This window comes from Pararhizobium gei (assembly GCF_029223885.1).
GTDB classification, from domain to species: Bacteria; Pseudomonadota; Alphaproteobacteria; order Rhizobiales; family Rhizobiaceae; genus Pararhizobium; species Pararhizobium gei.
The window spans coordinates 50,516-62,712 of record NZ_CP119411.1 but is presented as its reverse complement, the minus strand read 5'-3'; the positions used below and the strand labels follow the sequence as shown (position 1 = coordinate 62,712).

The following is a 12,197-nucleotide window of genomic DNA, read 5'->3' as shown; positions in this document are numbered from 1 at the left end:
CTTACCGAGAAGCCGAAAAGCCAATCGAAAGACGATTTCAAGGGACGGCATTTTGAGGCGTTGCTGATTGTGCAGGCGGTTGCCTGGTATTTGCATTATCCGCTCAGCTATCGCGATTTGGAGGAGATGTTCCGGGAACGCGGTTTCGAGGTCGACCATAGCACGATCAACCGCTGGGTTCTGGCCTACGCGCCGATGATCGAGAAGCGGTTGCGTCAGTTTCGTCGGCCACATTGCGGCTCGGTCGCGTCGATGAGACCTACGTCAGGATCCGCGGCAAGTGGCTTACGCCACCAAGCATCTCCAACAAGGCATCGAAAGCGACCACTTCCGGCTGAAGAAGAGCATGCCCAAGATCGGCGGGTTCCAGTCATTCAACACTGCGCGGCGAACCATCTCGGGTTTCGAGGCGATGCTGTGTTTGAGGAAGGGCTTTGGCTTTTCCGGCAGTTGGACCGTCAACGACCAGAACGATCTGCTTGCGCGCCTCTTCGGACTGCAAAGGTTAACAAAGTATGAAATGCACACCGTTTAGGGGACAATCGCGGCCTACGAAAATATTTGCGACAAGCCCTGAAACGCGCTGCTGCGTCTCGTCGGGCTGGACGCGATGCACGCCGAGCCTGCCTTTGAAGAACCAGACGTCGAGGCGAGACTATCCGGACGGTCGGGGCTGGCCTTGGCCCGCAAAGGGATCCTCGACTTGCCGCGGCGCCAGCGCATGGCGCTGCTCCTGCGCGCGGTCGCCGATCTCGACGTTGCGGAAATCGCACAGGTGATGGGAGCAGCTTCTGGTCCGCGCGCGGCGCGCGTTGTGGGAGCATATGGAAAAAGCAGGCGGAGGCCCAAGGGTATGACAATGCGTGACGTAAAATTCAAGAATCTGAAACACCGTTTCGGCGACGACGTATCGACCTAGCCGGCGCCATACCGCCGGCTGGTGGAGGACCGCCTGGATGAGAATCCGGTCGACCGCCTGGTCCGCGAAGCTGCCACCGATGAAGTCTATGACAGCCTTCTGGCCCGGAAGGTGCTTGACGGGCTCGGCGCGCGCCGGAACCCGAGTTCGAAATGGCTGTGGTCTTCCTTTGCATCGCCCCGCCTAGCCACCGCTGTGGTGCTCATCCTGACGGGAGCCGCGCTGGTGGGTGGACACCAGTTCGCCAGAGTAGAAGGACGTTCCGTCGAATCGTCCCTGTTTGCGGTTGCGGCCGGCGCGCCGACAAACATTCCTGTTTGGCGATGAATTCGATCGTCCGGAGAGCAGCCTATGACACGCTTTGGCATATTACGAACCGCCGTTTTCGCGCTGCTGGCCATATCTCCTGCCGGCAATTTCTTCACGATCGGGTATCTCGCGCATCAATGGCAGTCCGGCCCCGGCGCTCGTACGATGGCGCTGGCAGCACGCCATCAGAGCACCAACCGTGCAGCGCGCCCCATTTTACGTTCGGTGTTGTTGTAGTATCCCGACGCTTGTGTGACGGATTTATGCAGCGACTGCTGCATGGCTTCAGGCAATGGAATGCTGCGGCTGGCAGCTTCTATGAGATAACCGGATCGAAGTCCGTGGGCAGAAAACTGCGCCGGGTCCAGCCCGGCCTGCTTGATGCGGGATTTCAGGATAAGGTTGACGGACTGCGGCGTCATCGCTCGCCGGTCAAGATTGCCCCACTGGTCGATACGCCGAAAGGCTGGACCTGCTTCGATCTTTGCCTCTGTCAGCCAATACCTGAGTGCCGTCACAGGCCTGCCGATCAGGACCACATGCTCGTCGTCATCCGCTGAAGTCGTCTTGGTGCGGCCGAGATGTATCGTCAGGCAGGGGAGGAGAGTGCTCGTCAGCCGGATTGGCGCGAACCGGTTCCTCGTCCACCAGATCCTCGACGCGCAGTCCCGCCACTTCGGAACGGCGTCTGCCGCCGGATGCGAAAGCCATCAGCAGCAGCGCCCGATCACGCAGGTCGACCAGCCGATCGCCCGCGCAAGCCGCAAGCAGTTTGGCGAGGATATCGCCGGTGACGGCCTTCTTGCTTTTTCTCTGCCGCGGGCGATTGCTGGTGCGAAGCGCCAACCGGAGTGCGCTTTTCAGCGACGGCGCCGAAAACGATCCGGTCTGCCCGCGCCAGCGCGTCAGGATCGACCAGCTCGTCAACCGGCGGCGAACGGTCGCCGGCGCATGCGGTCCGGTGCTTCTCAGCAACCCCTTGAGGCGGAGGGCGATCGCGACGTCCTCGGGCATGCCATGATCGGCATTGCTTTCCCGCTCGACTGGGTCCCAAAGATGATGGGCGACGAATTTCAGAAGCAGGCTTTCCGGAGCCGGCCAGGGGAGGAGAGTGCCGGTGGCGACGGAACACCAAACTTCAAGATAGGCAAGGTCGGACGCCAATGCCCGCATGGTATTGTCGCCCATGCCTAGCTGGCCAGGTGTTTGAGCGTCGCGACGTCTTCATCGGTCAGAAGTTCGGCGAGCTGGTCGCGGTGATCGAACGGCAGGATGGCATCGAGTGCATCCAGTTCCTCGGCGCGCTTCAGGACCGTCTGGTCAGCTGCAGGCCCGATCTGCGATTTATGCTTCATCTTATAGGCCTCGCCGGATAGGGAATTTGCAAAAGTTCCGGAAATCCCGTATATTCCGGAACAAAGGAGTTCTATCATGACGTCAACTGTTACCGCTGCGGCGGTTTCGAAAAATTTTGGGGCCTATCAGGACGCTGCAGTCCGCGAGCCTGTCATTATCACTAAAAACGGTCGTCCTCGCACCGTTCTCATTGCTTATGAGGACTATGTTCGCCTGGCAAAGCGCGATCGACGTGTTGAACTTTCGAGCATGCTCGGCGACGATGACCTCGGCGCCATTGAAGCATCGCGGATGGAGCCGGGCCTGGATCATCTCAACGCCGAACTGTTGACGGATACGCATGCTGCCGACTGAACCGAAGGTCGGCTGGCTGTTCCGATATTCGTATCTTTGGCATTGGCAGCATCTCGAAGGCCGGGAGGAGGGCGACAAGGACCGCCCTGTGCTGGTTCTGGCGATTGTTGCCACACTGGAAGACGGAACGCCGGTCGTGCGAGTTTTGCCTGTCACGCATTCGCCGCCATCCGATCCGCAAGACGCTGTTGAAATCCCGGCTGCCACCAAACGGCGCCTGGGACTTGACGACGAGCGCTCGTGGATTGTTCTGACAGAGAGTAACCGTTTCGTCTGGCCCGGACCCGACGTCAGGCCGATGGACAGTGAAACCGGCTATTTTGGCGCGCTGCCACCGGTCTTGTTTGAAGAGGTTAAGCGCCGGTTTGTCGAGCTGGCGAGGGCGCAACGCCATCGTGCGACGGCCCGAAGCGAATAGCTGTTGCGTGGGCATGTCATCGTGAATCCCTCTGGCAACCGTTATTTTTCATCCCGTTTTTGGTCGTTGCAGCCGCGTGTTGTCCCGACTTTACAGCCCCCCGAGTCATAATCCATCATTATCGATACTTGAATATTATCGATAGTGATTGTTTTCCTAAAGGGCGGTGTCCGTGGGATCGGATGTACCTAAACGCTCGGTTCGACGTTGCATCAATCTTTAACAGAGCGAAGATGGACGGCTGTTCCGCCATGCGACTTTCAAGCCACTCCGCCGGTTCCTGTTAAGCTTCGGGGCCAAGACGCACAGTAAGTTCCAGTTGATAGCTAATGTCGGAGAGCAGTTGCTCTGTCTGTTCGCCATGTGCCTGGCGTCACCCCAACCGCTCGCCGGAACATCCGGGTCAGGTGGCTTTCATCGGCAAAGCCGCATGCAACAGCAACTTCCGAGAGTTTACTGCCCGACAGGAGATTCTCCTTGGCGCGCTCGATTCGCCTTCTGAGGAGCCATTCATAGGGTGCTACCCCTGTGGATCGCTTGAAACCATGCGCGAATTGGCTGATGCGAAGACCGCAAAGCTGAGCGAGCTCAGCAAGTCCGATTCCGCCAACCAAGCTGGTTTCGATGACGTCCTTGGCTAGCCGTTCCTGCCAGGTGCTCAGTCCCCCGACGATCGGGCGTCGAGCGGTAAGATCGCCATAGTGGGCGCAAAGGTAGATACCAAGGCTCCACATGTAGTGATCCGCCATCAAGGGATCGATCGTCTCGGGTGCATCGAAGAACGGATAGATCCTGAGGGCAAGGCGCCGAAGGACGGGATCGTCGGTCATATGGTACAGACTGTTGCCCAGATGCGTGACACGCGGCACTTCAAGGTCATCAGCAATCTCGCGCATAAAGCTGCGCTGCAGGATCACCTCCTGTGTATGCCGCGGCGTCGTAAAATCGATATGTGCAAGTTCCGAGACATAGAGAAAATGCGTCTGACCCTTGCGATTGGGGTGAGCGTAATAGCGTCCGTCGAGGAATACCTCGCTCCTCTCGTCGTTAAAGTGCACGCCAATACTGTAGGCGCCCTCCCAGGTCGGAAAACTGGGATTGCTTTCGGTCGGCTTGAAACCATAGTTCACGTCAGCGGCGATCAGTCTCGAACATGACAAGCCGCGGACCGATAACTTTAGCTCGGTCCTGTGGGGCAGACCAATGGGGACGGTCGCCACTTCAACAAGCTTCACATTCAGGGTCATAGTAGCGTTCCCACGTCCAACAAGATGGCACAGCGCAAGATATCATGGCCACTCAATTGTCAATTGAACGATTCTGCAGTGGTGGGTCGCCGAAACATAGGAGCGGCGGCGACCCGAGAAATAACTTAGCCGCTCTTCTTGGTGTTGGCGGCGTCTTCTATGATCTCGGCGACTGCTTTTGGGTTAGAGACATAGACCGCATGGCTGCCAGGGATCTCGACGGTCTTGGCGCCGGCCCGCTTGGCCATCCCCCGCTGGGCATCTGGTGGAATCATCTTGTCATCGGTGGCGACAAGATACCAGCTAGGCTTGGCCTTCCATGCCGGAACAGTGACCCTGCCATCGAGAGCGCCGACGCCCCACGGAACCTGTGAGGCTGCCATGAAGGCGGCGAGGTCGGGGCGCACATCGGCGGCAAACGATTGCGCGAACTTCGATTTATCGAGGAACAGAAAACCATCGACTGGCGGCAGGATCGGAGGTGCAGCAGCGCCGGGGACGGGATTTGCGATCAGGCTGGAGACCGATTCACCGGCGTCGGGCGCAAAAGCGGCAATGTAGACGAGCGATTTTACTTTGGATTCGGCTCCTGCCTCGGAGATGACGACGCCACCGTAGGAGTGGCCAACCAAAACCACGTCGCCGGTCGCCGCAGCGATCGCGCGTTTCGTGACCCTGATGTCATCCTCCAGGGTGACCGTCGGGTTCTGGACGATAGTGACATCGTAACCGTCGCTCTTGAGGATGTCGTAGACGCCTTCCCATCCCGAACCATCGACGAAGCCGCCATGGACGAGAACGATGGATTTCGGTGTGCTATCGGCTGCCATTGCTGCTGGTTCTCCCATGGTTGCGGCAAGCATCACGCCCGATGCGAGCAAGTTGAAAAAACTGGACATTGGATGACTCCTTCATGTGTCCTTGGCGAACTGTCCGCCAACACACGATGACTATCCGGATTGTGCGCTTGCCGGTTGAACGATCCTGCGGCGCTGCAGGATCGTTCAACGGTCTGGGTCTATGGACGAAGGGGCAGCGAACAATGGCCGTTTGGCGAAACATGTTGGCAGGACGGGGAGAGTGAAGCATCGGCTCACCGGCTAATGACTGTTGGTGACGGCGGGAGCACCCCGCTCACGGATAGAAGGGGCTGGAAATGAAGGAAATTTACGATTGCATCATCGTAGGTGGAGGCCCTGTCGGACTTTGGCTCTCTTGCGAACTCAGACTTGCCGGGTTGCGGGTCGCTGTCATCGAGCGGCGCACGAACCGTATCAATCAATCCCGGGCACTGACCATTCATGGCCGGACACTGGAAGTCCTGTCACTGCGAGGGATCGAGGAGCGGTTTCTGGCCGTCGGAAAGCCGATCAAATCAGGACATTATGCGGTCCTCGACACTCGGTTGGACTTCAACATTTTCGACAGCCGGTTCCCTTACACCCTATACATCCCGCAGGAGACGACGGAGGCTTTGATCGAAGAGTTCGCTCTGGAACTCGGTGTGGAGATTCATCGCGGCGCCGTGGCGGAAAGAGTCGTTTCCGGAGCCGATGGCGGCGTCACAGTCTCCGGCGCCAACGAGAGGCCGTTTGAACTTCACGGACGTTACGTCGTGGGCGCAGACGGGGCGCGAAGCCTGGTTCGCTTACAGGCGGGGATCGAATTCGAGGGTCATTCCGGGAGCGGTACTTGGTTCTTGGGCGACGTTGTTCTGGCGTCTCCACCGGACGCGCCCCTGGTATCGGCTTTCAACGAGCACGGTTGTGTGCTGATAGCGCCACTTGGCGACGGGGTGCACTACCGGATCGTCGTCAACGAGGCTGAAGACAGCGGTCGCAGAAGGCAGGATGCGGTTACACTGGAAGAGTTGTGCCGGGCAACCGCGCGGGTCGTTGGTTCTGACTTCGGCGCCCATTCCCCTTTGTGGTTGTCGCGGTTTGACAACGAAACGCGGCTGGCAAAGTCCTATCGTCGTGGAAACATATTCCTGGCGGGCGATGCGGCCCACATTCATCTGCCGGCTGGCGGGCAGGGGATGAATGTCGGCATTCAGGATGCGATGAACCTTGGCTGGAAGCTGGCAGCGGTGGCGACGGGAACCGCGCCCGCAGAGTTGCTCGACACATATGAATCCGAACGCCTGCCGGTCGGTATCTATCTTCGCGACACGACGATGGCGCAGAGCCACCTGATCACCGCCTTCTCGGCGCGGGGGAGAGCGCTTCGGGGCTTATTCAATGACATGCTGAAAGTGCCCGCGATCAACGCTTATTTTGCTAATCAAGTCTCGGGTTTTGCCGTGCAATATCCTGAACCGCTGCCCGGCTCTGCGCCGCCACGCTCGGGCTTGGTCGGCAACCGTATCCGCGACATGCCGTTGAGGCTTTCTGACGGTACAGATGCCACCCTTTTCGGCCTCCTCTCGAAAGGTCAATGGCTGGATTTGATCATTTCCGAAGGCGCCAAAGTTGAGAGGCCTGACTGGTTACATCCGCGCTCTGTCGTTGAAGCAAGAGGCGTTCCCACCGCGCATGGGGACACTCTCAGAGATATTGGTGCGATCTTGGTAAGGCCGGACGGTTACGTGGCGCAAACTGCGGCCAGCACCTCCACGCGAGAAGGGTAGTCAGTCATGATAAGGCACCTCAATCCAGTCTCAATGCCAGCACCGGTGGCGCCGCTCTACGCTCAAATCTCCATCGCACCGGCAGGTGCTCTTGCGTTCATCGCCGGGCAGGTCGCTATCGATGCTGACGGGCGGCTTGTCGGTAAAGATGATCATCGTCTGCAGGCGGAACAATGTTTCCGCAATCTGAGGGATGCGGTTGATGCGCTTGGTGTGGGGACAGAGCATGTGGTGCGGATGGGGCTGCATGTCGTCCGCCACAGCAACGAGCTCGTCGGCTCCATCTTCGAGGCCGGGCATGCCGTCTTCGGGCAAGGCTGGCCGGTCTGCGCCAGTCTTTTCCTTGGCGTTGAAGCGCTCGGCCATTCGGACTGGTTGGTAGAGATCGATGCCATCGTTTCCCTACCCCCGGATTTTGACCGCTTGGCCTGCTGTTAGATTGACTACCAGGCCAAGCGATGAAACAGCCCAATGTCCTTGCAAGGCGCGACTCTCCGGCTAGAGTCGGCATGCACCGCGGAGAAAACGAGCCGATGAGCATCACTATCACGCCTGAGATCGACGATCCGGACATCGTTCCAAGTTCTGTTGTGGGGCTGACGATCGAACTCACGGCTGTTGGCGAAACCGAACCCCATCGTCACCGCAAAGCGCAACTGCTCTATGTGATCTGCGGTGCTCTGACGGTTGAAGCGGCTGGCGGAATTTGGACCGTTCCGCCACAATGCGCCGTCTGGCTGCCTGCCGGTGTGCTGCATCTGGCGCGTGCCAGTGGCAGGATTGTCATGGCCAATCTCTATATCGAGCCTGACCTTGCAGACTTTCTGGGCGAAGATTGTGGAATATTATTCATTCGCCCGCTGCTGCGAGAGGTCATTCTCTGCTTCACATCAGATCCTGCCTTCCTGGTGGCAGAGGAGGGGAGGCGTGCTCGGCTGTCGGCGGTTCTTCTGGACGAGCTTCGCGATGCTCCGCTAGAGCCGCTACGGTTGCCAATGCCCGCAGACCGGCGGCTGCGGCGTCTCGCAGACGCGCTCTTGGAAGACCCGTCTGCGCGCCTCACTATTGAGGAATGGGGCGCGCGTATTGGCGCAAGCAAGCGAACCCTCACGCGCCTTTTCCAGCGCGAGACCGGTATGTCATACGGTCAATGGCGGCAACAACTGCATGTGGGCCTCGCGCTGCAGCGGTTGGCCAGCGGCGATGCCGTCACCACCATCGCCCTGGACCTTGGCTATGAGAGCGCTAGCAGTTTTATAACCATGTTTCGCCGACATGCGGGGGCAAGTCCGGCCCGGTATTTTGGTGACGGTCGATTCGGCGTGAGTTCACCCGACCTGCGTTCGCGTTATCTTAGCGGCTAGGGACGCAAAGTCGCTTCCATCACACGACGTCGCAGGCTTTTGGTGATTGTGCCCACCATCCCAATTAACGCAAAGAAACGAAACGAGCGTCACGAAATAAGCCGACGGCGTATCGCCTCAGCAATCGCTTGCGTCCTGTTCGACGCCCCAAGCTTTTTCACGGCTGATTTGATGTAGCTGTTAACGGTATCGACCTGATAACCGGTAGCTCTGCCAATGCCTTCACTCGTCAGCCCAAGGCTCGCTTGGGAAAGACACGCGATCTCGCCTTTTGACAGACGTAGATGTTGAGCGGCGAAGCGGTCCATCATCGGCTTGGTTACGGCGGTATGGATGGGTTCAGCGATAAGGGTTAGAAAGGTAAGCTCGCTTTCGGTGAATGCCGTTATGCGGGCGAAACCGACCGCTCCGTAAACCGTATCATCGCGCAAGATCGGAACCATGGTTCTGTTGTGAACCCCAAAAGTGCGCTGTAGATACAACAATCGCTGTGGGACATCGGCGTCCTGATAAACCTCGCTTTCGACCATTACGGTTTTCGACGCCTTGGTCGCTGCAATAAATGGATCGATCTTCGAAAGCTTGTCTTCCATGTAAGCTTCCACAAATCCCGGCGGGAGGTCGGTGTCTATGGAGAACCCGTCACCAAAGCGGTAGTGATCAACGTCGAGCCCGGAGATGGAGATGTAATCGAACGGTACGCCTTGGCGAAATCTATCAATGAGATCATTCTTGCCAAAATAGCGATATTTTGGCACCGAGCGAAGGTCCACGTAGGGGTCCAATGCATCGGGTGCGAGGACAGACAAAGCGCTAACAGGCATCTTCGACTCAATTGTTGAATCAGGACCCTATTTATGTAGTTCAATGGTTAACGTAAAGTTAACAGCCTGTTATGAGCAAGCAAAGGCTTAGTCACTGGATCGTCATGCAACTTGCTGCGCCAGCGCGCAGCGCGACCATAGCGAGTGCAGCGCCTCGACCAGAAGTTCGATATCGGCGTCGGCGTGATGCGCAGGCGCTCGGTCTTCTTCGGCACTGTCGGATAGTTGATGGGCTGCACATAGACAGTGGGTGGTGCCAGAAATATTCCGGGTGCCTCCCGCACCCGCGCCACAGTTATCGATGGCGTTGTTCATCGCCTCGATCACCTTGGGGTTCTGGCCCATGCCGAGATAGTCGTTGGAACACCAGACGGTCACACCCTTCGGACCATTCTGGGTGTGGCGCGTGGCGCGCGGAAAATTGCCGCGGTGTCGATCGAGGTCGGCGAACACACGATAGCGGCCTTCGGTTTGAAGGCCTTCCAGCTCGCTCTTGAAGAATGCTTCGAAATCCATGTCATGCTCCAGTATCGTCTTCAGGCAGCCGCGTTACTTGCCCCGTCTGGTCCCGCCGGCCGCGTGGCCACAAAAAAGCAGCTTGCGCTCGGCCAGACCTTTCAGGGATTGAGCGGCGAGCGAGAACAGGCATTGCGCCGGGATTCTTCCTCCACCGCCGAAGCAAGGGAATTGGCGGCTGCCACCACAGTCAGCTGCGTACAACTGCACTCCAGTTCCATGGTCAACTCAAACAACTGATCGCGCAGGAAACCCAGAGCGTCGGTCATAACACGGTACTTATGCTCGCTGGTTTTCTGTGAGGCGGCGGCAGGTGTAACACCGCGGCTTGCTTCGATTGGGAACGTCAAAACGTTTGTCATCGGGTATGCCTCCGAATCTGAGGGTGGAAAACAGACTTGCCCACGCAAACAGGCGTCAGAACTCTTCCCAGCTTTCGGTCGCAGCTCCATTCCCTACTTTCCCAGATATCTTCGACAGCATCTGTCGTGCCGGCGAGGGGACAGGTCGATGACCAAGCTTAACAACCTCAAGTTTCCGGTTTGATGTGTTGCCCGCCAAGGGTCTGTTTCCCGATTGTGACGGCCTTCCCGCGACCCCACCCAGTTGGAACCCCTCGATCAGTTCGCGCAGACGTGCGGTCTCCTGGGCAAGCGTCGCGCTGGCGGCGTTGGTTTCTTCCACCATCGCGGCATTCTGCTGCGTGACCTGATCCATTTGATTGACGGCGGAATTGACCTCTGACAGTCCAGTCGCCTGCTCCTTTGCCGAACTGGTGATCGCTTGCATGTGGTCATTGACCACCACGATGTTCTGCTGGATCGTACGCAGAGCTTCTCCAGTTTCGCTGACGAGCTTGACGCCGGTGCTGACCTCCTCCGAAGAATTCCGGATCAAACCTTTTATTTCTTTCGCAGCCTGAGCGGAGCGTTGAGCAAGTTCGCGTACCTCCTGCGCCACGACAGCGAACCCCTTTCCGGCCTCGCCGGCACGAGCAGCCTCGACCCCGGCGTTGAGCGCGAGAAGGTTCGTCTGGAAGGCAATTTCGTCGATGACACCGATGATGTTGGAGATCTGGTTGGACGAACTCTCGATCCGCGACATCGCTCCAACCGCGTCGGCGACGACTTTGCCGGAGCGCTCCGCATTTTCACTCGCGGTTGCAGCGGCGTGACGTGCCTCTTCGGCGCGCTTTGCGGCGTTGCTGACATTGACTGTGATCTGATCAAGGGCTGCCGCAGTCTCCTCGAGTGAGGCGGCCTGCTGTTCGGTGCGCTTGGACAGGTCCTCCGCACTTTGACTGATCTCGCGCGTGCCGTTATCAATCTGATCGGTCGAATGCGCGACATGCCCAAGAGTATTCCGCATCTGGCTCAGCGCCTCGTTCATCGTGTTCCGCAGCCCCTCGAAATCGGGTGCGAACGGCTGGTCTATGCTGAAGGAGAGATCTCCCTGTGCAAGTCTGGTGAGTGCTGCGCCAATGGTCGTCACCGCATGAACACGCTCGGTCACGTCGGTCGCGAATTTCACGACCTTGGTGATTTTGCCCTTGGAATCGAGGATTGGATTATAGGATGCGTTGATGACGACAAGTTTGCCGTTCTTGCCATAGCGGGTAAATTCGGCAGCCTGGACCTCGCCCCTGCGTAGCGCGTCCCAGAATTCCTTGTAAGCCGGTGCTCTGGCGTATTCCGGATCAACCAGCATGCTATGGCTGCGACCCTTGATCTCGTCCAGGCGATAGCCGATGGCCTTCAAGAAATTGTCGTTTGCCGTCACGATTTCGCCGTCGGTGGTAAACTCGATGATCCCTTGCACACGGCTGATCGCCACCATCTGGGCCTGGAAATCTATATTTTGCAACCGTTCTTTGGCGTTTGCCCACTCTACGACAAACCCCGTCGTTCTGTTTCCCTCAAGCAGCGGTGTGACAATCAGGTCGAAGGCACAGTGGCCGACCCAGATTGTGGCTCGGTGTTGGGTCTTCAGCGCGGCGAGCATGGTTCGCTGGTGAGATGGGTTCTTGTGGAAGATGTCGATGTTGCTTCCCACAAGTTTGTCGAAATCGAACCGCGGCAGTTCCTTCTTCAGGTCCGACGCGGCTTCCTTGAGCAGAGAAGTAACTGCCTCATTCATATATCGGATGTTCAGATCGGCGTCGGCGATCATGATATTGGCAGCAATCGAGTTCAACGACTTTGTCTGCATACTGGAAACTTTAGAACGGCCGAACATCTTCAGATCTCTCCTCTGGCGATACT

12 protein-coding genes and 4 pseudogenes are annotated in these 12,197 nt (G+C 58.1%); 9 read left to right on the top strand and 7 right to left on the bottom strand.

What is annotated here, in order from left to right; genetic code table 11:
- The 4 genes and pseudogenes from PY308_RS23100 to PY308_RS22660 all read left to right on the top strand — a co-directional run.
- Nucleotides 1-284 (top strand): annotated as a pseudogene (locus PY308_RS23100) (transposase domain-containing protein); the annotation flags it as partial.
- 2 nt (nt 285-286) lie between these two features.
- Nucleotides 287-535: pseudogene (locus PY308_RS23095) on the top strand (DDE-type integrase/transposase/recombinase); the annotation flags it as partial.
- Nucleotides 536-610: 75 nt separating this feature from the next.
- Nucleotides 611-919: an RNA polymerase sigma factor gene (locus PY308_RS22665; RefSeq protein WP_275791533.1), complete on the top strand. Its 309-nt coding sequence runs from the start codon at nt 611-613 to the stop codon at nt 917-919.
- Between the two features lie 21 nt (nt 920-940).
- Nucleotides 941-1,246, top strand: coding sequence for a hypothetical protein (locus tag PY308_RS22660; RefSeq protein WP_275791531.1), 306 nt, complete (start codon nt 941-943; stop codon nt 1,244-1,246).
- A gap of 167 nt (nt 1,247-1,413) precedes the next feature.
- On the opposite strand, the pseudogene PY308_RS22655 reads toward PY308_RS22660, so the two are convergent.
- Nucleotides 1,414-2,583: pseudogene (locus PY308_RS22655) on the bottom strand (tyrosine-type recombinase/integrase).
- 76 nt (nt 2,584-2,659) lie between these two features.
- Between PY308_RS22655 and PY308_RS22650 the strand changes: the two are divergent.
- On the top strand, nt 2,660-2,938 hold the full coding sequence (locus PY308_RS22650; RefSeq protein ID WP_275791529.1) for a type II toxin-antitoxin system Phd/YefM family antitoxin: 279 nt from the start codon (nt 2,660-2,662) through the stop codon (nt 2,936-2,938).
- Entirely contained in the window at nt 2,925-3,356 is a 432-nt protein-coding gene (locus PY308_RS22645; protein WP_275791528.1) for a plasmid maintenance toxin (PemK-like), read from the top strand. Before PY308_RS22650 ends, PY308_RS22645 begins: the two co-directional genes overlap by 14 nt.
- A 326-nt stretch (nt 3,357-3,682) precedes the next feature.
- Here the strand turns inward: PY308_RS22645 and PY308_RS22640 are convergent, their stop codons facing one another.
- Both PY308_RS22640 and PY308_RS22635 read right to left on the bottom strand, forming a co-directional pair.
- Nucleotides 3,683-4,603 carry a helix-turn-helix domain-containing protein gene (locus PY308_RS22640; RefSeq protein WP_275791527.1) on the bottom strand — a complete coding sequence of 307 codons (921 nt, stop codon included), beginning with the start codon at nt 4,601-4,603 and terminating at the stop codon, nt 3,683-3,685.
- A gap of 125 nt (nt 4,604-4,728) precedes the next feature.
- Entirely contained in the window at nt 4,729-5,451 is a 723-nt protein-coding gene (locus PY308_RS22635; protein WP_275791617.1) for an alpha/beta fold hydrolase, read from the bottom strand.
- A 308-nt stretch (nt 5,452-5,759) separates the two neighbouring features.
- Between PY308_RS22635 and PY308_RS22630 the strand changes: the two genes are divergently transcribed.
- The 3 genes from PY308_RS22630 to PY308_RS22620 all read left to right on the top strand — a co-directional run bounded on the left by PY308_RS22630 (nt 5,760) and on the right by PY308_RS22620 (nt 8,596).
- Nucleotides 5,760-7,232, top strand: coding sequence for an FAD-dependent monooxygenase (locus PY308_RS22630; RefSeq protein WP_275791525.1), 1,473 nt, complete (start codon nt 5,760-5,762; stop codon nt 7,230-7,232).
- 6 nt (nt 7,233-7,238) lie between these two features.
- Nucleotides 7,239-7,670, top strand: coding sequence for a RidA family protein (locus tag PY308_RS22625; RefSeq protein WP_275791524.1), 432 nt, complete (start codon nt 7,239-7,241; stop codon nt 7,668-7,670).
- A 95-nt stretch (nt 7,671-7,765) separates the two neighbouring features.
- Nucleotides 7,766-8,596, top strand: coding sequence for an AraC family transcriptional regulator (locus tag PY308_RS22620; protein WP_275791523.1), 831 nt, complete (start codon nt 7,766-7,768; stop codon nt 8,594-8,596).
- An 89-nt stretch (nt 8,597-8,685) separates the two neighbouring features.
- On the opposite strand, the gene PY308_RS22615 is transcribed toward PY308_RS22620, so the two are convergent.
- The 4 genes and pseudogenes from PY308_RS22615 to PY308_RS22600 form a co-directional block, all read right to left on the bottom strand.
- Nucleotides 8,686-9,369 (bottom strand): helix-turn-helix transcriptional regulator, encoded by a 684-nt coding sequence (locus PY308_RS22615; RefSeq protein ID WP_275791521.1) that lies wholly within the window; start codon nt 9,367-9,369, stop codon nt 8,686-8,688.
- A gap of 297 nt (nt 9,370-9,666) precedes the next feature.
- Nucleotides 9,667-9,936: pseudogene (locus PY308_RS22610) on the bottom strand (5-aminolevulinate synthase); the annotation flags it as partial.
- 101 nt (nt 9,937-10,037) lie between these two features.
- Nucleotides 10,038-10,298 carry a hypothetical protein gene (locus PY308_RS22605; protein ID WP_275791519.1) on the bottom strand — a complete coding sequence of 87 codons (261 nt, stop codon included), beginning with the start codon at nt 10,296-10,298 and terminating at the stop codon, nt 10,038-10,040.
- A gap of 55 nt (nt 10,299-10,353) precedes the next feature.
- On the bottom strand, nt 10,354-12,171 hold the full coding sequence (locus tag PY308_RS22600) for a methyl-accepting chemotaxis protein (protein ID WP_275791613.1): 1,818 nt from the start codon (nt 12,169-12,171) through the stop codon (nt 10,354-10,356).
- Nucleotides 12,172-12,197: the final 26 nt, after the last annotated feature.

Coding starts and splice junctions, on each gene's coding strand:
- PY308_RS22665 (WP_275791533.1), top strand. CDS start 611: ATGCACGCCGAGCCTGCCTTTGAAGAACCAGACGTCGAGGCGAGACTA.
- PY308_RS22650 (WP_275791529.1), top strand. CDS start 2,660: ATGACGTCAACTGTTACCGCTGCGGCGGTTTCGAAAAATTTTGGGGCC.
- PY308_RS22645 (WP_275791528.1), top strand. CDS start 2,925: ATGCTGCCGACTGAACCGAAGGTCGGCTGGCTGTTCCGATATTCGTAT.
- PY308_RS22640 (WP_275791527.1), bottom strand. CDS start 4,603: ATGACCCTGAATGTGAAGCTTGTTGAAGTGGCGACCGTCCCCATTGGT.
- PY308_RS22635 (WP_275791617.1), bottom strand. CDS start 5,451: ATGGGAGAACCAGCAGCAATGGCAGCCGATAGCACACCGAAATCCATC.
- PY308_RS22630 (WP_275791525.1), top strand. CDS start 5,760: ATGAAGGAAATTTACGATTGCATCATCGTAGGTGGAGGCCCTGTCGGA.
- PY308_RS22625 (WP_275791524.1), top strand. CDS start 7,239: ATGATAAGGCACCTCAATCCAGTCTCAATGCCAGCACCGGTGGCGCCG.
- PY308_RS22620 (WP_275791523.1), top strand. CDS start 7,766: ATGAGCATCACTATCACGCCTGAGATCGACGATCCGGACATCGTTCCA.
- PY308_RS22605 (WP_275791519.1), bottom strand. CDS start 10,298: ATGACAAACGTTTTGACGTTCCCAATCGAAGCAAGCCGCGGTGTTACA.
- PY308_RS22600 (WP_275791613.1), bottom strand. CDS start 12,171: ATGTTCGGCCGTTCTAAAGTTTCCAGTATGCAGACAAAGTCGTTGAAC.